15 protein-coding genes are annotated in these 20,312 nt (G+C 38.4%); 12 read left to right on the forward strand and 3 right to left on the reverse strand.

Features of this window, described 5'->3' with window-relative positions; genetic code table 11:
• Nucleotides 1-226: 226 nt before the first annotated feature.
• The 6 genes from ACKWCD_RS07345 to ACKWCD_RS07370 all read left to right on the forward strand — a co-directional run bounded on the left by ACKWCD_RS07345 (nt 227) and on the right by ACKWCD_RS07370 (nt 9,012).
• Nucleotides 227-2,455 carry a SulP family inorganic anion transporter gene (locus tag ACKWCD_RS07345; protein WP_413983293.1) on the forward strand — a complete coding sequence of 743 codons (2,229 nt, stop codon included), beginning with the start codon at nt 227-229 and terminating at the stop codon, nt 2,453-2,455.
• Nucleotides 2,456-2,573: 118 nt separating this feature from the next.
• Nucleotides 2,574-3,434, forward strand: coding sequence for an MBL fold metallo-hydrolase (locus ACKWCD_RS07350; protein ID WP_413983294.1), 861 nt, complete (start codon nt 2,574-2,576; stop codon nt 3,432-3,434).
• Between the two features lie 57 nt (nt 3,435-3,491).
• Nucleotides 3,492-5,120 carry a S8 family peptidase gene (locus tag ACKWCD_RS07355; RefSeq protein WP_413983295.1) on the forward strand — a complete coding sequence of 543 codons (1,629 nt, stop codon included), beginning with the start codon at nt 3,492-3,494 and terminating at the stop codon, nt 5,118-5,120.
• Between the two features lie 6 nt (nt 5,121-5,126).
• Nucleotides 5,127-7,010, forward strand: coding sequence for a M1 family metallopeptidase (locus tag ACKWCD_RS07360; protein ID WP_413983296.1), 1,884 nt, complete (start codon nt 5,127-5,129; stop codon nt 7,008-7,010).
• A 3-nt stretch (nt 7,011-7,013) separates the two neighbouring features.
• On the forward strand, nt 7,014-7,391 hold the full coding sequence (gene rnpA / locus ACKWCD_RS07365; RefSeq protein ID WP_413983297.1) for a ribonuclease P protein component: 378 nt from the start codon (nt 7,014-7,016) through the stop codon (nt 7,389-7,391).
• Complete coding sequence (locus ACKWCD_RS07370; protein WP_413983298.1) at nt 7,384-9,012, forward strand: S41 family peptidase; 1,629 nt, start codon at nt 7,384-7,386, stop codon at nt 9,010-9,012. Before rnpA ends, ACKWCD_RS07370 begins: the two co-directional genes overlap by 8 nt.
• A gap of 2 nt (nt 9,013-9,014) precedes the next feature.
• Here ACKWCD_RS07370 and ACKWCD_RS07375 read toward each other — a convergent pair whose 3' ends face one another.
• Complete coding sequence (locus tag ACKWCD_RS07375; RefSeq protein ID WP_413983299.1) at nt 9,015-9,551, reverse strand: DinB family protein; 537 nt, start codon at nt 9,549-9,551, stop codon at nt 9,015-9,017.
• Between the two features lie 21 nt (nt 9,552-9,572).
• The gene (locus ACKWCD_RS07380; RefSeq protein ID WP_413983300.1) at nt 9,573-10,679 is read right to left on the reverse strand and encodes an acyltransferase family protein; all 1,107 of its coding nucleotides are present in this window, start codon (nt 10,677-10,679) and stop codon (nt 9,573-9,575) included.
• 122 nt (nt 10,680-10,801) lie between these two features.
• Here ACKWCD_RS07380 and ACKWCD_RS07385 point away from each other — a divergent pair, with 122 nt between their 5' ends.
• The 6 genes from ACKWCD_RS07385 (at nt 10,802) to ACKWCD_RS07410 (ending at nt 18,899) form a co-directional block, all read left to right on the forward strand.
• A complete protein-coding gene (locus ACKWCD_RS07385; RefSeq protein ID WP_413983301.1) occupies nt 10,802-11,773 on the forward strand; it encodes an MBL fold metallo-hydrolase in 972 nt (323 codons plus the stop codon).
• Nucleotides 11,774-12,670 (forward strand): hypothetical protein, encoded by an 897-nt coding sequence (locus ACKWCD_RS07390; RefSeq protein WP_413983302.1) that lies wholly within the window; start codon nt 11,774-11,776, stop codon nt 12,668-12,670.
• Nucleotides 12,671-12,918: 248 nt separating this feature from the next.
• The gene (locus tag ACKWCD_RS07395) at nt 12,919-13,386 is read left to right on the forward strand and encodes a hypothetical protein (RefSeq protein WP_413983303.1); all 468 of its coding nucleotides are present in this window, start codon (nt 12,919-12,921) and stop codon (nt 13,384-13,386) included.
• Nucleotides 13,387-13,532: 146 nt separating this feature from the next.
• Nucleotides 13,533-15,644, forward strand: coding sequence for an outer membrane protein assembly factor BamB family protein (locus tag ACKWCD_RS07400; protein WP_413983304.1), 2,112 nt, complete (start codon nt 13,533-13,535; stop codon nt 15,642-15,644).
• An 82-nt stretch (nt 15,645-15,726) separates the two neighbouring features.
• On the forward strand, nt 15,727-17,202 hold the full coding sequence (locus tag ACKWCD_RS07405) for an acyl-CoA synthetase (RefSeq protein WP_413983305.1): 1,476 nt from the start codon (nt 15,727-15,729) through the stop codon (nt 17,200-17,202).
• A gap of 170 nt (nt 17,203-17,372) precedes the next feature.
• Complete coding sequence (locus tag ACKWCD_RS07410) at nt 17,373-18,899, forward strand: sodium:solute symporter family protein (protein WP_413983306.1); 1,527 nt, start codon at nt 17,373-17,375, stop codon at nt 18,897-18,899.
• Between the two features lie 38 nt (nt 18,900-18,937).
• Here ACKWCD_RS07410 and ACKWCD_RS07415 read toward each other — a convergent pair whose 3' ends face one another.
• On the reverse strand, nt 18,938-20,122 hold the full coding sequence (locus ACKWCD_RS07415; protein WP_413983307.1) for a C40 family peptidase: 1,185 nt from the start codon (nt 20,120-20,122) through the stop codon (nt 18,938-18,940).
• Nucleotides 20,123-20,312 lie beyond the last annotated feature (190 nt).

Consider the following 20,312-nt stretch of genomic DNA (forward strand, 5'->3'; position numbering starts at 1 on the left):
CATCAGAAACACTAAGTTTTTTTAATTAATATTATACTATCTTCCCGCTCTGTTTATGGCTAGTATCACACAGCCTTTAAAATCATTTGTTTGGCTTTGCATTTTTCACGTTCATTTTAGGTAAATGTATTTGAAACCAAACGAATTACTTGTTTTTTGAAAGGAATACTGTCGGGGAGAAACATATTCAAAATCTTATATTTTAGATGCCCAAATAGTTAAATAAATGGAAATTACACCTAAAAAAGGGTTCAAGGGCTTAGTTGAAAATTGGCAAAGCGATTTAATAGCAGCGGTGAGTGTCTCACTTATTGCTTTACCGCTTTCGTTAGGAATTGCTTTAGCAGCAGGCGCACCTGCCATGTCAGGTATCATTTCTGCAATTGTTGGTGGGGTTGTAACCACACTTTACAGAGGTGGACATATATCGGTTAATGGTCCTGCCAAGGGTGTAATTGCAGTCATCCTTTTGGGTATTACCTTAATGGATGATGGTTCAGGGCAAGCCTTTAATTATGTATTGGCGGCAGTGGTTGTTTCAGGAGCTATTCAAGTTTTACTAGGGCTATTGAAATTGGGCCGACTAGCAGATATCTTCCATTCTTCGGTGATTCACGGTATTTTGGCGGCCATCGGAATCATCATTTTCGCCAAGCAAATACATGTGGCGATGGGTACACATTCTGATAGTCCGAGCATCATACAAAACCTTATTGATGCGTTTGTTCTATTGCCTCAAGCGAATCCTTTTGTGGTGATTATCGCTTTGGTAGGTTTGCTTTTATTACTGTTTCATTCTAAAATCAGTTATCGGTTTTTCCATTTTCTGCCTGCGCCAATGTGGGTCATTGCGCTTTCCATTCCGTTTGTTTACTTTTTCAATTTCTTTGACCAACATACCCTTTCATTCTTTGGAAAGGCATATGAGGTAGGACCCACTCTTCTACTGGACATTCCTGATAATATTATGGATTCAATAATGCACCCCAATTTTGGTAAAATTAAGACCATTGAATTCTGGACAACCGTATTTTCCATCTTAATTATAACCAGTATTGAATCATTGGCCATAGCGAAAGCAGTTGATAAAATTGATCCATACAAACGAAAGACCGATTTGAATAAAGATTTGACAGGTATTGGTTTGAGTACTATTGCGGCGGGTTTGATAGGTGGATTACCCATCATTGCTGTAATTATTCGAAGTACAGTCAATATTCATAATGGAGCAAAGACTAAGTGGTCTAATATGTATCAAGGATTGTTGTTGTTAATTTTTATTGTGTTGTTGAGCCCAATAATGCGTCAAGTACCGCTATGTGCTTTTGCAATTTTACTGGTGTATACAGGGTTTAAATTAGCTTCACCTGCGGTCTTTAAACAAGTATATAGCCAAGGAACAGAGCAGCTCATATTCTTTGTGGGTACCATGGTTTTAACTCTTTACACCAACCTATTAATTGGATTACTTGGCGGATTATTATTGGCCATGGTGAGTCACATGCTTTTGGCAAGGGTGTCCATTCCTCAATTTTTTAAAATGGTCTATAAATCGGGTTCAGAATTAGTCAAGAAACCAGATGGTAGCTATGATTTAAATATTAAGGGAATTGCAAATTTTTTAGGCATCTTAAAAATCGACAAATTAGTAACCCAAATTCCTTCCGGTGCAGATGTGAATATCGATTTGTCGGAAACCAGATTGGTTGGTATGACCTATATGGATTACATCGTAGATTATCTGAAAATACAGAAAGATACAGGAGGTAAAGTCATTATAAATGGCTTGGACTCGCATGTTTCGTCCTCTAGCCATAATAGGGCTTTAAAAATTTCTTTAAACAGTTCTGTTGCTAAATTAGCGCCCAGGCAAAAGCGATTACAAGATTTAGCAAATGAAAAAGATTACGAATACGCGAATCAAGTAGATTGGGATACGAAGTACCTGAAGAATTTTCACTTTTTTGAAATAAGACCTATCGAACGTAAATCAAATTGTCTCAAAGGAACATTCAAAGATTTGGATGTGTCTTGGGAAATTGCAGATGTAACCTTCAGTGAAGGTGCCGCTTTTACGGCAGAGACCTTTAATACAACCCTAATGGTCTTAAAATTGAATAGAAAAATACCCGTTTTTACAATGGAAAAAGAAGGTGTATTAGAAAGACTATTTGACCGAGTTATGGCATATACCGGGTATAAGGATATTGATTTTGAGATGTATCCAGATTTTTCCAAAAAATTTCTGCTTATGGGAAGTAAAGAGTCTGAAATTCGGTCATTTTTTACAGATGAAATTATTCACTTTTTTGAAAATCATCAGATTTACCATCTAGAAAGTAATGGTGAGGCACTGGTCATTTTTGATAAAATCAAATTAGCAAGAACTGATGAAACCATTGGGTTTATAGATTATGGTAAGGAATTAGCCATCCTCTTAGATGAAATGAAATAGAGAGAAGTTACAGCAGTTTTATCAGCTAATAAAACAATATTAAATAGTACATTAGACTACCAAATAGGTTCTATCTCTCGTTGCTTATTCTTAATTTGCAGTCTATTTTGAGCATTTTATGACCCTCTACCCCATAGAAACCGGAAATTTCAAACTTGATGGCGGCGCCATGTTTGGGGTAGTACCAAGAACGCTTTGGCAAAGAACGAATCCTGCCGATGCAAATAATATGATTGACATGGCCGCACGGTGCCTTTTGATTGAAGATCATGAGCGACTTATTTTGATTGATAACGGTTTAGGTAACAAACAGTCAGAGAAATTTTTTAGTTACTACTATCAATGGGGCGACCATACCTTAGATAAATCTCTAGCCAAAAATGGTTTTCATCGTGATGATATCACCGATGTCTTTATGACCCATTTACATTTTGACCATTGTGGGGGAAGCATTGTATGGAACAAGAATCGAACCGGCTACCAACCCGCTTTTAAAAACGCCACTTTTTGGACGAACGAAAACCATTGGAAATGGGCCACTGAACCCAATGTGCGTGAAAAAGCTTCCTTCTTAAAAGAGAACCTTTTGCCAATGCAAGAAAGTGGACAATTGAAATTTGTTTCCCGCGATCAAGGCCCATTTCTTAAAAATTCAGAATTAGGGTTTGACATCCTCTTTGTTGATGGTCATACCGAAAAAATGATGCTACCTCATATTTCATACAAAGGAAAAACCTTGGTGTTCGCCGCAGATTTGATTCCAACCGCTGGACATATTCCTATTCCATATGTAATGGGCTATGATACCCGACCACTATTGACAATGGATGAAAAAGCCAAATTTCTTGAAACTGCTGTTTCCAAAGAATACCTTTTATTTTTTGAACATGATGCCTTTAACGAAATTTGTACCTTGCAGACCACGGAAAAAGGAGTTCGATTAAATGAAGTTTACAATTTTAATGAAGTTTTTTCCTAATGTTTACCAGATTTACAAACACATCGAAATTCACTAATTATAATTAACATTGACCGTATGACACGTTATTTTAAACCAATTATTTTTGCATTTTCAGCAGTCCTTATATTGGGTTGTGGAGCAACGACATTAGTTTCGACTCCAGTAGAAAATATTGACAGTAGCCCTTTAAAAATAGCTGACCTTACAGAAACTCAAAAAAAGAATTGGGGTCATTTAGACTTAGCTTCAGATACTATTCCTGGTATGAGTATTGACAAGGCGTATAGAACTATTATCGGAAACAAAAAAGGGCAAAAAGTTATTGTAGCTGTATTAGATTCAGGAATGGATCTTAAACATGAAGATCTAGATGATGTTCTTTGGACCAACAAGGGTGAAAGAGCCGGTGATGGGAAAGACAATGATAATAACGGCTACATAGATGACGTTCACGGCTATAACTTTTTGGGTGAGTCTTACAATGAGCAGTTAGAGGCAGCCCGTATAGTTAAGCTAAAACTTGGAGATGCGGCAATGCAAGCAAAAGCAAAAGCGAAAGTAGATGCTGAATATGCTAAAGCCGTACAAAACAAACAACAATATGAGCAAATTCTTCAAGCTGTTAAGCAGGCAGATGCTGCGGTTCAACAACAATTGGGCAAAAAAGACTATACCAAGAAAGATGTGGCGGGTATCAAAACGCAAGACCCTGCAATGCAACAGCATATAGCAGTTTTAAATCAAATGTTCACATTCAAAGACACTATTCCAGAAGTTATTGATGAGTTAGGTGAGGGCATCAAATATTTCTCTGATCAGGCCAATTACAACTATAATGTCGATTTTGATGGAAGAAAAACGGTAGGTGACAATCCATACGACATCAATGATAAAAATTATGGTAACGGTAATCCACAAAGCCGTTCAGAAGATGAAAGTCACGGCACACACGTAGCTGGTATCATTGGAGCAGAACGTAATAATGGTAAAGGAGCAAATGGGGTTGCAAATAACGTAGCTATAATGAGTATTCGTGCAGTACCAAACGGAGATGAATATGACAAAGATATTGCATTAGGCATTCGTTATGCTGTAGATAATGGAGCTAAAATCATCAACGCTAGTTTCGGAAAAGCATTTTCTCCAAATGCCGATTGGGTTTATGAAGCCCTAAAATACGCGGCAGCTAAAGATGTTCTTTTTGTTCATGCAGCAGGCAATGATGGTGCAAACCTAGATGACCCTAACGAGCCGAACTTTCCGAATGATGCAGTGAATAATGGCCCAGAAATTGCAGATAACGTAATTACCGTAGGTGCCTTAGCGCCTAAATATGGTTCAGAGATGTTAGCTACTTTTTCAAACTATGGTGATATAAATGTAGACGTTTTTGCACCTGGAGATGAAGTTTATTCAACAATGCCAAATAATAAATACGACTATCAAGGAGGTACTTCAATGGCTGCGCCAGGAGTTGCAGGAGTTGCCGCTTTAATCCGTTCGCAATATCCAAAGTTGAGCGCGGCTCAAGTGAAAAAAATCATCATGAAATCTGGACTCCCGATTAAAGCAAAAGTGATTCTTGGGGGTCAAGCTGAAAAGGTTTCCACTTTACAAGACATATCTACTTCTGGTCGAATTGTCAATGCGTATAACGCAATGATTATGGCTAGTGAAGTAAGCACAGGAAAAACTCAATTATAATATACCATGCAGTATAAAAATTACAAATCTTCAATTTTAATATTTGTTTTCTCCGGATTTTTAGGATTACTAAACGCACAAAACACTTCTAACTATTGGCAGCAACATGTCGATTATACCATGGAAGTTGATATGAACGTAGAAAACTATCAGTACACCGGAACTCAAAAATTAGTCTACACCAACAACTCTCCTGAGGAACTTACTCGGGTTTACTATCATTTGTATTTCAACGCCTTTCAGCCAGGAAGCGAAATGGACATGCGACTGCAAAACATCGCCGACCCCGATGGCAGAATGACCACTTCTGAAAAGACGAGTAGAATTGCTACACTTTCAGAGAGTGAGATAGGGTATTTGCATCCTACTTCTTTAAAACAAGATGGTGTTGATGTCAAATTCAACGAAGAAGGTACAGTTCTAGTGGTGACCTTGGCGAAACCAATTCCCGCTGGCGGAAAAACCACTTTTGATATGGAATTCAAAGGTCAAGTACCTGTTCAAATTAGACGTTCAGGAAGAAATAATAAGGATGGCGTTGCGCTCTCTATGAGTCAATGGTATCCCAAATTGGCCGAATATGATTTTGAAGGCTGGCATGCCGACCCTTATATCGCTCGTGAATTTCATGGTGTTTGGGGTGATTTTGATGTGAAACTGACCATCGATAAAAATTATATTGTTGGGGGTACGGGATATCTTCAAAATCCAGAAGAAATAGGGCATGGTTATGAAACAGCTGGAACAAAAGTTAAAAAACAAAGAGGCAAGACCTTGACATGGCACTTTAAAGCGCCAATGGTACATGATTTTATGTGGGCCGCCGATCCTGAATACTTGCATGATACTTTACAAATGGAGGATGGGCCAACACTTCATTTCTTATACAAAAACGATGAGAAGTTTAAAGCTACTTGGACTAAAGTGCAACCTTTAACCGAAAAAGCAATGCGCTTTTTCAGTAAGAATATTGGAGAGTATCCATATAAACAATACTCAGTTATTCAAGGAGGAGATGGTGGAATGGAATACGCCATGGCAACTTTGATCACTGGTGGAGATAAACCCGGAAGCGTTATTGGCACAATGATTCATGAATTAGCGCATTCTTGGTTTCAACATATTTTAGCAACTAACGAAGCTAAACACGAATGGATGGATGAGGGATTTACCTCATTTGTTTCTGCCTTATGCAGCAATGAAATTAGAGAGCAGAATAAAGAAAATCCGTTTGAAGGTTCGTATAAAGGGTATTACTATTTGGTTGGTTCTGGCAAAGAACAGCCCCAAACCACTCATGCCGATCGTTACGACGCAAATACACCCTATGGCATTTCTGCTTATAGCAAAGGGGCTATTTTCTTATCTCAGCTAGGCTATGTAATCGGTCAGGATAAACTCATGGAAGCCCTTCAAAAATATTATGCAGACTTTAAGTTCAAACATCCGGTGCCTAACGATATTAAGAGAAGTGCTGAAAAGGTTTCTGGAATCGAGTTGGATTGGTACTTAATGGATTGGACACAAACCACTAACACAATCGACTACGGCGTTAAAGAAGTCGTTGCCGACGGAGAAAAAACAAACATTAGTCTAGAACGTATTGGGCTAATGCCAATGCCTATAGATGTTTTGGTGGTTTATAATGATGGCTCTCAGGAAACATTTTACGCGCCATTACGAATGATGCGTGGCGAAAAGGAGAATCCGTATCCTCAATTGAAGAGAACTGTTCTTGAAGATTGGACTTGGGCAAATCCATCTTATGGCTTTAGTGTTAATCGACCTATAGAAGATATCAAAGCGGTTATAATTGATCCGTCGCAACTGATGGCTGATGTCGATCAAGATAATAACACTTGGCAGCCGACTCCAATGCCGAAAAATTAAAGCATGGGATTATCCTTCCCAAAGAAAGAAAAACTTAAAAGCAAAAAGTTAATTGACCAGCTTTTTGTTGATGGGAAAAGTGTATCAAACTATCCTATAAAACTCCTTTATTTAAAAACGGAGCTTCCTTTTGATGTTCCCATTCAGACCGGAGTAACGGTCCCCAAGAAAAACTTCAAAAGTGCGGTGAAACGCAACCGAATCAAGCGTTTGATGCGAGAAAGTTATCGCCTTAACAAAGCGTTAGTTTTTAACAATAGTAAGGGGTCTTTTGCGTTTCTATTTTTATACCTTGGTAAGGAGATGCCTGATTACCCTCTTGTGGAGAAAAACTTGACGGCGGCACTTCATAAATTCAAAAAGAAAATCAACGATGAATAAATTGCTCAAAAAAAAGGTTTTAATTCCCGTTTTTGCGGTTGTTATATTGGTCACAGGAAGTAGTTTTAAAAGTGACTTCTTCGAAATTGCCAAGCAAATCGAAATTTTCACCACACTTTTCAAAGAATTGAATATGAATTATGTGGATGAAACCAATCCTGCAGAATTGATGGATACTGCCATCAAGAACATGCTTGATGAGTTGGACCCGTATACCAAATTCTTAAACGAACAAGATGTTGAAGCTTATAAAATCAACAATGCTGGAGAATACTCTGGAATTGGAGCAACGGTTCGTTCATACAAAGACAAATTGGTGATTATTGAGCCGTATAAAGATTATCCGGCAGATAAAGCAGGACTCAAAGCAGGAGACCAAATTATTAAAATCGGAAATATCAACATTGCCGATTTCGATGACAACGGAAGCGAACTTTTAAAAGGAGCTAATAACACTTCTGTAAAAGTTACTTATAAAAGGCAGGGAGATACCAAAACAGCAACCATTACAAGGGCTGGAGTTGAAGTTGATGCAGTACCCTTTTATAAAATGGTAGATGATAAAACTGGTTATATTGTCTTGGCCAAGTTTAATGCAAAAGCCTCAAGTCAAACAAAAGCCGCTCTTGTTGATTTGAAAGGAAAAGGTGCTGAAAAAATAATTTTAGATTTAAGAGGCAATCCTGGTGGATTACTTTCTGAAGCCATCAATGTTACCAATCTTTTTATTGACAAAGGCGAATTGATTGTAACTACAAAGTCAAAAGTCAAAAAATTCAATCGCGAATACAAAACCAAAAATAAACCGGTTGATACAGAGATTCCTTTGGTAGTTCTTGTAAATGGAAGCAGCGCTTCAGCTAGTGAAATTGTATCGGGGAGCCTTCAAGACTTAGATCGTGCCGTAGTTATGGGCGCCAGAAGTTTTGGAAAAGGTTTAGTGCAACGGCCACTTCGTTTGACCTATGGAACCCAATTGAAAGTTACTATTTCAAGATATTTTACTCCCTCTGGAAGATGTATTCAATCTTTGGATTATTGGAACAGAGACGAAAACAACAATGCAGTTCGCAATACGACCTTCAACGAATTCACAACTAGAAATGGAAGAAAAGTTGAAGATGGCGGTGGTGTATTGCCTGAGATTGAAATTGAAGCGGTAAAGGCTAATCCGTTAACAACTGCTCTTTTAAATAATAATGTGATTTTTGACTTTGCAACCGACTACTACTATAAAAATAAAATCGCTAGCGTAAGCGATTTCAAATTCTCAGATGCCGACTTTCAAAACTTTAAGAACTTCGTTTCTCAAAGTAATTTCTCTTTTGAAACCAAAACTGAAAAAGCCATTAAAGAAGCGATGATAAATAAAGAAGATGTCATTTTTAATTCGACGGTGGAAGAAGACTTTAAAACGCTTCTATTGGATATCGAAAAGAGCAAAACTGCAGCTTTGACGACCCATCAAAAAGAAATTCAAAGCAAGTTGGAAGATGAAATCGTAAAGCGCTATTTCTATCGCGAAGGGCTTTTCGAATATTATTTGAAAAACGATGATGCCATCTTAGCTGCTACTGAGCTACTAGGAAATACTTCGAAGTACGAGGGAATTTTAAAGTAAATTCACCAAGTATACTCTGGTGGCTCAATGCCATTAATGCGCAAATACAAATTCGATTTTGCACGATGGTTTGCCAAATGGTCTTGTACATAAAACATTGCAAAAGCACGACTAACTGTGTTTCCGCTATGGTACATTTTACAGGTTTCGTCGAGCTTTTCTTGCTCAATTGTTCGCACCACTTGTGCCGTATATTCAAAGCTCTCTTTCATCAAAGCTAAAACTGCCGCTTTTGTCATTTTTGAGGCGTCTGGAGTATTAGGTTTTACCTCCATCCCAAGAACATAGCGTTGGGTCAATAGCTTATTTGCAGCGGCAATGTGCACCATCTGTTCTGCAAAGGTTTTGCTTACCTCAGTTGGTTTATAACTATATTTTTCTTCGGGCATCGCCTTGGCGACATCCATACAATGTTCAGTTGCCTCTATCCAAACAGGCAGATACATTTTCGTAAATGCTGTTTTAGGTATGGTATCTGTTTGCGCTGTCGTCACCCAAGTAAAAAGCAACAAAAAAAGCGTTAAAACTCTATTTTTCATGTTGTGGTTTTAATGTAAAAATTATACTTTGAAATAGACTTTATGTTTATCTAAGAAATAGGTGATATACCAGAAGATGAACAATACAAAAAGTGAATTGATTACCATTATTAAGTTCTCAGAAAGTCCTAACGGGGAAAAAAGTCCAGCAGTCCAAATTTTTCCAAAATCACGAAACCATTGCACACCAACCGTTTCTGAAAAAAGATAGATAAAAATCGAATTTGTTCCTACGACGGAGAAAATTTTTAGCCATTTATTTTTGTTGTTCTTTACATCTATTAACCAATAAAATAATGTCAGAGTTAATATTGCAAAGCCCCCTGAGGATAACGTGAAAGAAGATGTGGCAATACGCTTTATTATTGGGGTTATGTTGAGCAAATCAAGGGCAAAGCCTAAAATTAAGATAACGGTTCCCCAGATTAAGAAAGGTTTTATTTTATCTTTTGCAGGTGTATTTGATAGTAGTATTTGTCCGCAAATTACTCCCCAAATGGTGTGTGCTGCAGTCGGAATAAAGTTGATAAATACCCAATAACCATCATTTTCAAGCCCCATGACCAACATATCAACATAAGAACCAAAACTTTCATGGCCCTGTGCATAGGGCGCGTCAGGATTGTACATTCTATATAACAATTCGGTTAGCGCCAATAAACCTATAGATATAGCAATCTGAAATTTATGCGGTAGATTCATGATTGCGTAAGCAATCAAAATGGTGAAAGCTAATTGTACTAATACATTCCACAGCTCCCAAACTACGGCATGGCTATATACGCAATGCAATAGAACTCCGAATGCAAAAAGCAAAAAACAGCGTCTGAGAATATGCTTCGTAGCAGCACTCCTATTTCCAGTAGCCAAACGTTTTCGTAAAGAAAATGGCATAGCGACTCCAACAATAAACATGAAGAAAGGTTGAATTAAATCCCAGAATCGAAGACCGTTCCAAGGATGGTGATGTAGTTGATGGGCTATTCCTGAAAAGATCATTCCTTCTGCTAGTTCCGAAAAATTATGATGGAACCCTGCAGCTTCAGCAATTAACAAAAACATGGTAAGCCCGCGAAATACATCTAAAGAAAAAAGACGTTTAGAAACTTTTGCTGCTAGTTGTGACATGGGAAAAATTGATTGGTTATACTTCATCAATTTAAGCAATAAAGTTACAACTATGGGGCTACTTTGTAATTGAGATGTTTAAATTGAATTTTTAGTTAACTTTCAATACTTAAACTCAAGCCTTGAAAAACCGAAGCCTAGTTATTACAAGTTTACTCTTTTTGTTTTTTTCATGTGTTGATTCCGATAAGAAGAAATCTTCGAAAAAAATTACGGCATCAACCCAAACTGGACTTTCGTTAGTAATTTTAGGCACTATTCAAGATGCCGGTTCGCCTCATATTGCATGTAAAAAAGAATGTTGTTCGGTTTTATTCGAAAACCCAGATGCTGCACGAAAGGTGGTTTCTTTGGGAGTCGTTGACCATGAAAACCAACAAACCTTTTTATTTGATGCAACACCAGATATTTCTGAACAATTAAAATTTCTAAAGAGGAGTGCCTCATGGGAAGCTGCTGAATTACCCAATGGTATTTTCTTAACCCATGCCCATATCGGACATTATTCTGGACTCATGTATTTGGGTAAAGAAGCAACCAACGCCAAAGCCATTCCAACCTATGTAATGCCCAAAATGAAAATCTTTTTGGAACAAAATGGACCTTGGAGCCAATTGGTTTCTCAAAAGAATATTGATTTGCACCCAATTGAAAATGGGGCTATGCTTTCAATGACCTCCAATCTAAAAGTTGTTCCATTGCAAGTGCCCCATCGCGATGAATTCTCAGAAACCGTAGGTTTCAAAATTATTGGTCCGAATAAAACCGCACTATTCATTCCTGATATCGATAAGTGGGAGAAATGGGAAACCAATATTATCGATGTGATAAAAACTGTAGATTATGCTTTTTTGGATGCTAGTTTTTATGATGGGAATGAGTTGAATACAAGGGATATTTCTCAAATTCCGCATCCGTTTGTTATTGAGAGTATAGCCATTTTTAAAAAACTCTCTCAATCGGATAAGCAAAAAATCCACTTTATTCATTTTAATCATACAAATCGCTTATTAGATTTAGAAAGCAACCAGTCTAAAAAGGTTTTAGAAAAAGGTTTCAAAATCGCTCAGTTTAACCACCAATTTGAATTATAAATGAAGTTTTCCCTGGCCCTTATTTGTTTCATGTTTGTTAACACTTTAATATGTCAGAAAGGCCCCCTAGAAGATATGTTATGGAAAGAAGCTGGTGGACGTATTGACATCTCGGAAGAACATGGTGGCCAATATGAAATTATAGATGACGCGAAAAATGGCTATTTAAAAGTTGCTTTTACAGAGGAAGGATGTGGATGTTACACTGAAACTACTGTTGGCGCTTTTAAAAATTCTAGCGGAGTGTATACAACCTTGCAAACGAAATGGGATGCTTGTAGTTGGAGCAAGAAGGTATCCTCAAATAAGGGGCTTCATACAATCTTACCCGAAAATTTTGGCCTTCGCACTTTCCTTCCCAAATCGGACAGTACAGAATACCAAATCACCTCTTCGGTTTTCTTTTTAGACGCCGAAGTTCCTCAAAAAGGCACCGATACCCGAATTTCTTTGTCGTACATCCCCTTCGGAATTAATATGACTCCTGATGACCACATACTATCGTATGGATACGAATTAAAAGAGGGGCATGGTGGGGCCAACTACCTTTATCAAGAAGAACTTCAGGACATGCTTCGAAAAATTTCAGATGAAAACACCTTGCAATGCATCATAGAAAAAACTCCGGAAAATATAATTTCTAAGGATAGAGAAATTGTAGAAAAACTCTTCGGGGAAGGAAAAAAATATAACAGTATTGAAGAACTAGCCTTACAAGTTCAACAAATTAAAACCATTTACGAAATCTCTAAGGATATTGAATATAAGTCCGTAGTCTTAGGTTGGAATCGCGAAGAAGGTCGTTTCTACATCAAAGAAAAAATCAAAAAAGACGCTTCTGAACTTTCGTTTTTAGAGTTCATAAAACAATTCTCTTTTTTAAAGGCCGTCTGCTAATAGTTTTAAACATATGTAAAACGCTATAAAGGCCCATACCCCATAACTGCGTTACATCAACATCGAAAATTTCAGCTTTAATTTCGAGTTTTAGTCATCTTTTAACATATTCCAGACTTGGTTCTTCCTACCTTCATTCATTAAAGTACCATCAAGACCAAAAATGCAATCGATTTCTTTGGTTTCAACTTCGGTGCTCGTATGGCCCTATTGCAGTACCAGCTGAAGAAATCCCTTAAACACTGGTTATGGATTATAAGAGCTTTTATGCGATTTTCTTCTTTTCTTCCTGTTTATTAATTTCCTGTAGTAAGGATGAACCTGATGCTTCCTTTGAGGGGACTTGGATTATGCAGGCCACGGAATTAAGAAACTGTGACGATTCAAGCGACAATTCCGCTAAGAACAGCGACTTTATTTCGAATGAGCCATGCACAGACAACCCAGAATTTCTTTGCCGTTTTGAAAGATATACATTTGACTCTGGTAATTTTAGTAGAAGTAGAAGTAGCGTACTATTGGCAATTCCTATCTCGTTATCAACAGCAGGCACTTTCAGCTTAAGTGGCAGCAGCTTGGAACTATGCGTAGATGAGGGGCCTGTAGCTCGAGAGTGTAGTACCGCAACAATGGAAATCGTCGGCAACACACTTATCTTAACAACTAAGGAATCTAATACTGGTTGTACTAAAATCACGTTTTACCTTAAGCAGTAAACTGGAATCTTAGGACAAAGGGGGTTTCAGAACTTCATATGGTATTATGCGTCGATTATTTTTTCAAAAAAGATGTTAGTGCTATTCTGATTTGGGAACATTGTCTTTTTGCTTACTTTTAAAGAGGAATCAAAATTTAAAGTTCGATGTCATCACAAAAATGCCTGTTTGTTGTATTGGTATTAATGATAGTGGGATGCCATACAGAAGAAGAAAAAAATACTTCCAAAAAAGAATACAAAAGGTGGTCTTCCTATCTAGGTGGTTCAGGTCGCAGCCACTACTCCACCCTTTCTCAAATTACTCCTGAAAATGTTCAAAACTTGAAAGTTGCATGGTCATATGAGGCTTCCGATTCTGGACAAATGCAAATGAACCCTATTGTCGTTGATTCTATTTTATACGGAGTTACCGCGGCATTACGAGTTGTTGCGCTAAATGCCGAAACTGGAAAAGAAATTTGGCAGTTTGGTGATTCCGTCAAGATCTGGCATTCGACTTCTCGGGGTGTTTCGTATTGGGAAAAAGGCAATCATAAACGAATTCTATGTACAAGGGGTTCTAATCTTTTCGCCTTGGATGCCCTAACGGGGAAACCTATTCCTTCCTTTGGAGATAACGGAAAAGTCGATATGCGTTCAGGAATGCCAGAATCGGCTCAAAACAAGTTCGTGATTTCAAATACTCCGGGTGCGGTCTTCAAAGATATTATTGTTATGCCATTACGTTTATCAGAAGGTGCCGGCGCTCCTCCCGGAGACATTATCGCTTTCAATATCATTACAGGGAAAGTTGAATGGGTTTTTCATACCCTGCCAGAAAAAGGGGAAGAAGGTTCTGATACATGGAGCTCCGACCCAAGGCAAAGTCCCGTAGTTGGAGCTGCAAACAATTGGGCTGGAATGGCGGTCGATGAAGCAAATGAAATCATTTATGTGCCAACTGGGTCAGCTGCGCCTGATTTTTATGGGGGTGACCGATTAGGAAGTAACCTATACGCCAATTGTCTTTTAGCCCTGGATGCAAACACTGGAAAACGTCTTTGGCACTTTCAATTTACGCATCACGATATTTGGGACCGTGACCCGCCAGCTCCACCAAATCTTTTAATGGTTGAGCGCAATGGGAAAAAGATTCCTGCAGTTGCCCAAGTGACCAAACAAGGCCATGTGTATTTGTTTAATAGACTGACCGGCGAACCCTTATTTGATATTGTGGAAGTTCCTATGCCCGCCTCTTCCATCGAAGGAGAAAAAGCCTGGCCAACGCAACCGCTGCCTGTTAAACCAAAACCCTTTGCGCGACAGTCGCAAGATATGACCGAAGCGGATATTAGTCCTTTCGCAGAAAACAAAGAAGAACTGCTGGAAACTTTTAAGGCTTCTGACAAACGTCAATATGCGCCACCTGCATTAACGCCAAGTTTTTTACTTCCAGGATATGACGGTGCGGCCGAATGGGGAGGGGCCGCTGCAGACCCCGAGGACGGAATCATTTATATAAATTCCAATGAAATGGCTTGGAATCTTCAACTTGGTATTGCAGATGAAATTGCTGACAACACTCCAAAAGGGAGAGCCTCATATCAAAACTATTGTGCTAGTTGTCATCAAACCAATCGAGAAGGATTGGAAGCTAGCGGATTTCCTTCATTGCTAGATTTACAATTACGAAAAGACAAAAAAGAGGTTGCTGATATCATCGCCAATGGGAAAGGAATGATGACAGGTTTCCCTCAAATCGAAAAAGAGGAAATGGATGCTTTACTTAGGTTTTTATATGAAGAGGAAGTACAGCATAGTGTATCCGAAAAAGTTGATAAAACAACAGAAGATATAAGCTATAAACATACCGGATACAATAAATTTTTGGATAGTAATGGCCTTCCCGGTATCTCACCTCCTTGGGGCACAATGCACGCGATAAATTTGAACTCAGGGGAATATATTTGGTCCATTCCCTTTGGAGATACACCTCAATTGGGTGAAGCTGGAAAAGGTACTGGTACTGAAAACTATGGTGGTGCTGTAGTCACTGAAAACGGACTCCTTTTTATCGGCGCAACTAAAGATGGTTATTTTAGGGTTTTTAACAAACATACGGGCGATTTACTCTGGGAATACAAACTGCCCGCAGCTGCTTTTGCAACACCCGCGATATACGAAGTTAATGGTAAACAATATCTCGCAATAGCCTGCGGCGGCGAAAAGTTGGGAACGGAAAAAGGAAATCAGATTATTGCATTTTCATTGGAGTAGTTCACGCCAAACCAACAAAAATATTCGTAGTTTGCTCAATAATATAGCGGCTTTTTTCCCGCTATAACCTTATTTTTAATTCATGATAAAGTTAATCCAAAGAGCTTCTACTTTTAAAGAGAGAACAGCTTTGGTTTCTGGAGGTAATTCACTTTCTTATAAACAATTATTAGAAGCTTCGCAGAATGTAGCGGGTAATTTATTAGCTGATAAAACCGACCTGAATGAAGCGAGAATTACCTTTTTAGTACCTCCAACCAATGAATATACAGCTTTACAGTGGGGTATCTGGAGGGCTGGCGGTATTGCGGTTCCACTTTGTGTGCTTCATCCGTTGCCTTCAATTCGATATGTTTTGGAGGATACACAAGCGGAAATTGTAATCACTCATAAAGACTATATCGATTTTCTAAAGCCTCTAGAAAAAGAATTGGATATTTCTATACTTCCGTTGGAAGATTTCCTTGTAAAAAACACATCTTCATTGCCCAATATTCAACCGGAACGTAGGGCCATGATTCTCTATACCAGCGGAACTACAAGCAAGCCAAAAGGTGTTGTAACTACTCATGCTAACATTGAAGCACAGATTACTACTTTGGTAAATGCATGGGAATGGGAAGCGAATGACTATATTTTAAACATACTCCCGCTGCACCATGTTCATGGTATTATCAATGTCATGAGTTGTGCCCTTTGGTCGGGGGCATGTTGCGAGTTTCTTCCCAAGTATGATGCGCATGAGGTTTGGAGCATTATAAAATCAGGTCGTCTTTCTTTATTTATGGCAGTGCCAACGATTTACTACAAGTTGATTTCCTATTGGGACAAAGCTCCATCCGAAGAACAAAAAGAACTTTCTGATGCTGCATCAAAATTACGATTGATGGTTTCCGGTTCTGCAGCACTACCTGTTCCTGTTTTAGAAAAATGGCGTGAAATTTCAAGCCAAACCCTATTAGAACGTTATGGAATGACAGAAATCGGCATGGGTCTATCCAATTCTTATCATGATGAACGAAGGCCTGGTCATGTTGGGCTTCCTTTGCCTGGTGTTCAAATGAGATTGGTAGATTCAGATAATAAAACCGTCGGTGAAAACGAGCCAGGGGAGTTTCAAATCAAAGGACCAAGTGTTTTTAAAGAATACTGGCAAAAAAAAGAAGCCACTAAAAAGGCCTTTACAAAAGATGGTTGGTTTATTACTGGGGATATTGCCGTTTTAAACAAAGGCTTTTACAAAATACTTGGGCGCGATAGTGTTGATATCATCAAATCAGGAGGTTATAAAATTTCTGCCTTGGAGATTGAGGATGTTATGCGCAAACACCAAGATATAGCAGATTGCGCCGTGGTAGGATTACCCGATGAAGAATGGGGAGAAATTGTATCGGCTTGTATTGTTTCAGATGGCACGCCTGATTTTGATGAAATTTCGAATTGGCTAAAAAGACAATTGCCTAGTTATAAGATTCCTAGAAAATATATAATTCAGAAAGAGCTCCCTAGAAATGTTTTAGGGAAAGTGACTAAGAATGAGTTAAAGAAAATGTTTTGAATAGGGTTTCCCCTCAGAGAGAAACTGTTCTAAAAGAATTACTTTAGTAACATGGACGTTCTAACCCTTTTTCCATATATCGGAATACTGGTCTTAGTGTTTATCAATGCTCTTTTGGTGTTGAGAAGAGACATTCATGTTGATGAAAGCGAGCACGAACCAGAACATTAATGGAGTATTTCCTTGAACACTATGTAACTCTAATACTTACAGCAATTTATGTTGGAGGCTGCCTTTACATCGGTTGGTATTTCAAAAAGAAAGCTTCAAAGGGAGTTGAAGGGTACTACGTTGCGAAAAGAGAAATTCCCGGTTGGGTTATTTCATTGGCATTCTTTTCAACCTCAGCAAGTACAAATACCTATATCGGTCAAGCTGGAAAATCTTTTGAATATGGATTATCATGGGCTTGGATGGGTCTCATTTGGACTTTGTTCTGTATCATTTCATGGCAATTGTTGGGTCCAAGAATGCGATTTCAAAGCGCTCGATTAAAATCATTTACGATTCCTGATTACTTTCATTTACGCTATAAGAGCAACTTGGCAAAGAGTATTCGTGTGCTTTCTGCGATAATTATCCTTTTCGCAACGCTTTGGTATATGATTGGCATTGCCAAAGGCTGCGCTCATGTACTAACTTCTGTTTTAGATATTCCCTACGAATATGGAGCCTTCGCCATTATTGCGATAACCTGCGCCTACACGATTTGGGGTGGAATGTATAGTGTTCTCTGGACAGATGCTGTTCAAGGAATTATCATGTTTGGTGTTGCCATCTTAATGTTGGCCATTCCCTTTATGTATGTTGGCGGAGTGGATAATCTAATGGAAACCATTGCAAATACTGAACATTTGACAAAAGCAGGAGAGCCTATGAAATCAGGCTTGGTCACTTTCGGAGAGTTAGTTTCTTTTCTTTACATTCTCGGGATAGGCTTGGCAATTGGCATGAAACAGATTTCTGAACCTAAAAACCTAATTCGTTTCTACTCCATCAACAACGCTAAAAGCATGCGTTTTGCTATGATTTGGACACCTGTTTTTCTTGGGATATCACTTGTTTGTGTAATGGGTCTCGGCGCCTTAGTACATGGAATGGCATCTCCTGACGAGGCATCTTACCTCATCAACCATACAGATGAAGTAGTTGGTTTTATGCTTGATAAATTCGACAATAAATTTGTTAGTGGTATATGTGTTGCTGGTCTTTTTGCTGCGGGTATGTCTTCATTGGCATCTGTTATCATTATCATCGGAACAGCTTTCGTCAAAGATATTTGGCACGTAGCCAAACCTATGCCTGAGAATAAAATTATACCCCGAACAAAGTGGTTTATGGCACTTTACTGCATAATAGTTTTTGTAATGACTCTCTACCCTATGGCCGGCATTGTAGAATTAACTGCTTTCGCAGGAGCAGTCTTTGCTGCAAGCTTCTTTCCTGCAATTTTTGGAGGACTTTACCTAAAATGGGGCACAGATGCTGGGGCTATGGCTTCTATGGTTATGGGAATGGTCGTAAATATCGTCTGGAGAGTTGCCTTTCGTTTTGAATATGAGGTTTTGAAAGATATCCATGAGATTTTACCTGCGTTTTTAATTTCAATGCTTACTTATGTAGTTGTAAGTTTAATGACCAAAAAGCGAGCGCCAAATGCTAAACATTTAGAAATTGTTTTTGGAAGGACTCCCTAAAATTCTTGTGAATTGTTGAGCTGAAAGTAGCTTGTTGTCTATTTGAATACTGGAGTCTGCTTCAAATTAATCAAATCTTTGTCCTCCTCTTTTAAAATACGTTTTGAGCGCAAATAGCGACTCAGATTGTATTCGTCGAAATTCTCAGCATTTCTATCTATACTGCTTATTCGAACCATGTTCGACGCATGAATAAATTCATTATTGCCAATCCACATCCCTACATGAACTACTTTTTCTTTAGTGGAATCTGTTGCTTTTCTGCCGAAGAATAGTAAATCTCCTTTTTTAAGGTTCTCAAAACTTCGATTTTCATCGATTTGCTTTCCGGTATGGACTTGTTGCGAAGCGTCTCTGGGTATGACCATTCCGTTTAGAAAATAAATCGTTTTGGTAAATCCACTACAATCAACCCCTTTTGTTGAGGTGCCTCCCCATAAATATGGGACTCCCATAAGTTTCTTAGAAGTCGCTACCAAATTATCTTCATTAGGTTTCATGGCCTCAATCCAACCGAAATAGCTTTCAGCTTCATTGGTTCGAATCAGCGCTATTCGCCCATCAGGAAAGGCTACTACAAAATGTTTGTCCATTAGCTTTACCAATTCAAGCACGTCACCCGCCACTAAGTCAGAAACGATGTTTTTTTCAGTAACATCATCATAGGCATGTCCATACGTTTTGGTGTAAATAATTTTATCTCCTTTTTTCCACTCGGTGAAACGATTCTTGTCCATTATAGTAATTCCTCCGTTATCTACCCAAGACAGATATTTATCAGGGGTTTGGATGTAAAACCAATCACCTTCCCTTTTTAAAACTTTTACAGGTGTGCCCAGAGTCGCCTGAGTCGCTAGCTCGGCGGAATGTTTCGGATTACTGCGCAAATTCGCCACAGATATATTAATAACCGCATTTGTTTTTCCTTGAAGCGCTGATGAAGGAAGTAATTGAATGCTATCGGTAAAAGTGACGTCTTCAGCGTTTAATCTTTGCATTAAAGCGTTCACGGCATCCGGAAGGTTACTTTCTCCCTTCAAAACAATGGCGTCGCCTTCTTGTGCCGCTAAAACATCGAAAAGCGCCACACGTTTATCTGGAGCGAATTCCTTTTTTATTTCCTGAATTTCAGATGTAAATAACCTTTCTTCTTTTGATATCTCAGTACAAGATGATATCATTAAGAGTCCAATTGCAATTCGTAGTAGGTTTCTCTGTTTCATGATTCTCAATGGTCTGATTTCTTTTGGAAAATTACTCCTTTTTTGGCGTTTTTAGTTCTATTTGCGAAATGCAATGACCCATTTTAACAAACTAGATGGTTTAAAGTTTATATAACGTCAAATAAAAACCTTTTCAAATTAGGGTGTTCATCGATAAAACCTTTGTTTTAGTAGGCTTTTGCCCTAATAG

Origin of the sequence: Maribacter taeanensis (assembly GCF_047345145.1) — a bacterium.
Classification (GTDB): Bacteria; Bacteroidota; Bacteroidia; order Flavobacteriales; family Flavobacteriaceae; genus Maribacter_C.

Bases quoted from the DNA above. Each gene is read 5' to 3' on its own strand.
- ACKWCD_RS07345 (WP_413983293.1), top strand. From the start codon at position 227: ATGGAAATTACACCTAAAAAAGGGTTCAAGGGCTTAGTTGAAAATTGG.
- ACKWCD_RS07350 (WP_413983294.1), top strand. From the start codon at position 2,574: ATGACCCTCTACCCCATAGAAACCGGAAATTTCAAACTTGATGGCGGC.
- ACKWCD_RS07355 (WP_413983295.1), top strand. From the start codon at position 3,492: ATGACACGTTATTTTAAACCAATTATTTTTGCATTTTCAGCAGTCCTT.
- ACKWCD_RS07360 (WP_413983296.1), top strand. From the start codon at position 5,127: ATGCAGTATAAAAATTACAAATCTTCAATTTTAATATTTGTTTTCTCC.
- rnpA (WP_413983297.1), top strand. From the start codon at position 7,014: ATGGGATTATCCTTCCCAAAGAAAGAAAAACTTAAAAGCAAAAAGTTA.
- ACKWCD_RS07370 (WP_413983298.1), top strand. From the start codon at position 7,384: ATGAATAAATTGCTCAAAAAAAAGGTTTTAATTCCCGTTTTTGCGGTT.
- ACKWCD_RS07375 (WP_413983299.1), bottom strand. From the start codon at position 9,551: ATGAAAAATAGAGTTTTAACGCTTTTTTTGTTGCTTTTTACTTGGGTG.
- ACKWCD_RS07380 (WP_413983300.1), bottom strand. From the start codon at position 10,679: ATGTCACAACTAGCAGCAAAAGTTTCTAAACGTCTTTTTTCTTTAGAT.
- ACKWCD_RS07390 (WP_413983302.1), top strand. From the start codon at position 11,774: ATGAAGTTTTCCCTGGCCCTTATTTGTTTCATGTTTGTTAACACTTTA.
- ACKWCD_RS07395 (WP_413983303.1), top strand. From the start codon at position 12,919: ATGGATTATAAGAGCTTTTATGCGATTTTCTTCTTTTCTTCCTGTTTA.
- ACKWCD_RS07400 (WP_413983304.1), top strand. From the start codon at position 13,533: ATGTCATCACAAAAATGCCTGTTTGTTGTATTGGTATTAATGATAGTG.
- ACKWCD_RS07405 (WP_413983305.1), top strand. From the start codon at position 15,727: ATGATAAAGTTAATCCAAAGAGCTTCTACTTTTAAAGAGAGAACAGCT.
- ACKWCD_RS07410 (WP_413983306.1), top strand. From the start codon at position 17,373: ATGGAGTATTTCCTTGAACACTATGTAACTCTAATACTTACAGCAATT.
- ACKWCD_RS07415 (WP_413983307.1), bottom strand. From the start codon at position 20,122: ATGAAACAGAGAAACCTACTACGAATTGCAATTGGACTCTTAATGATA.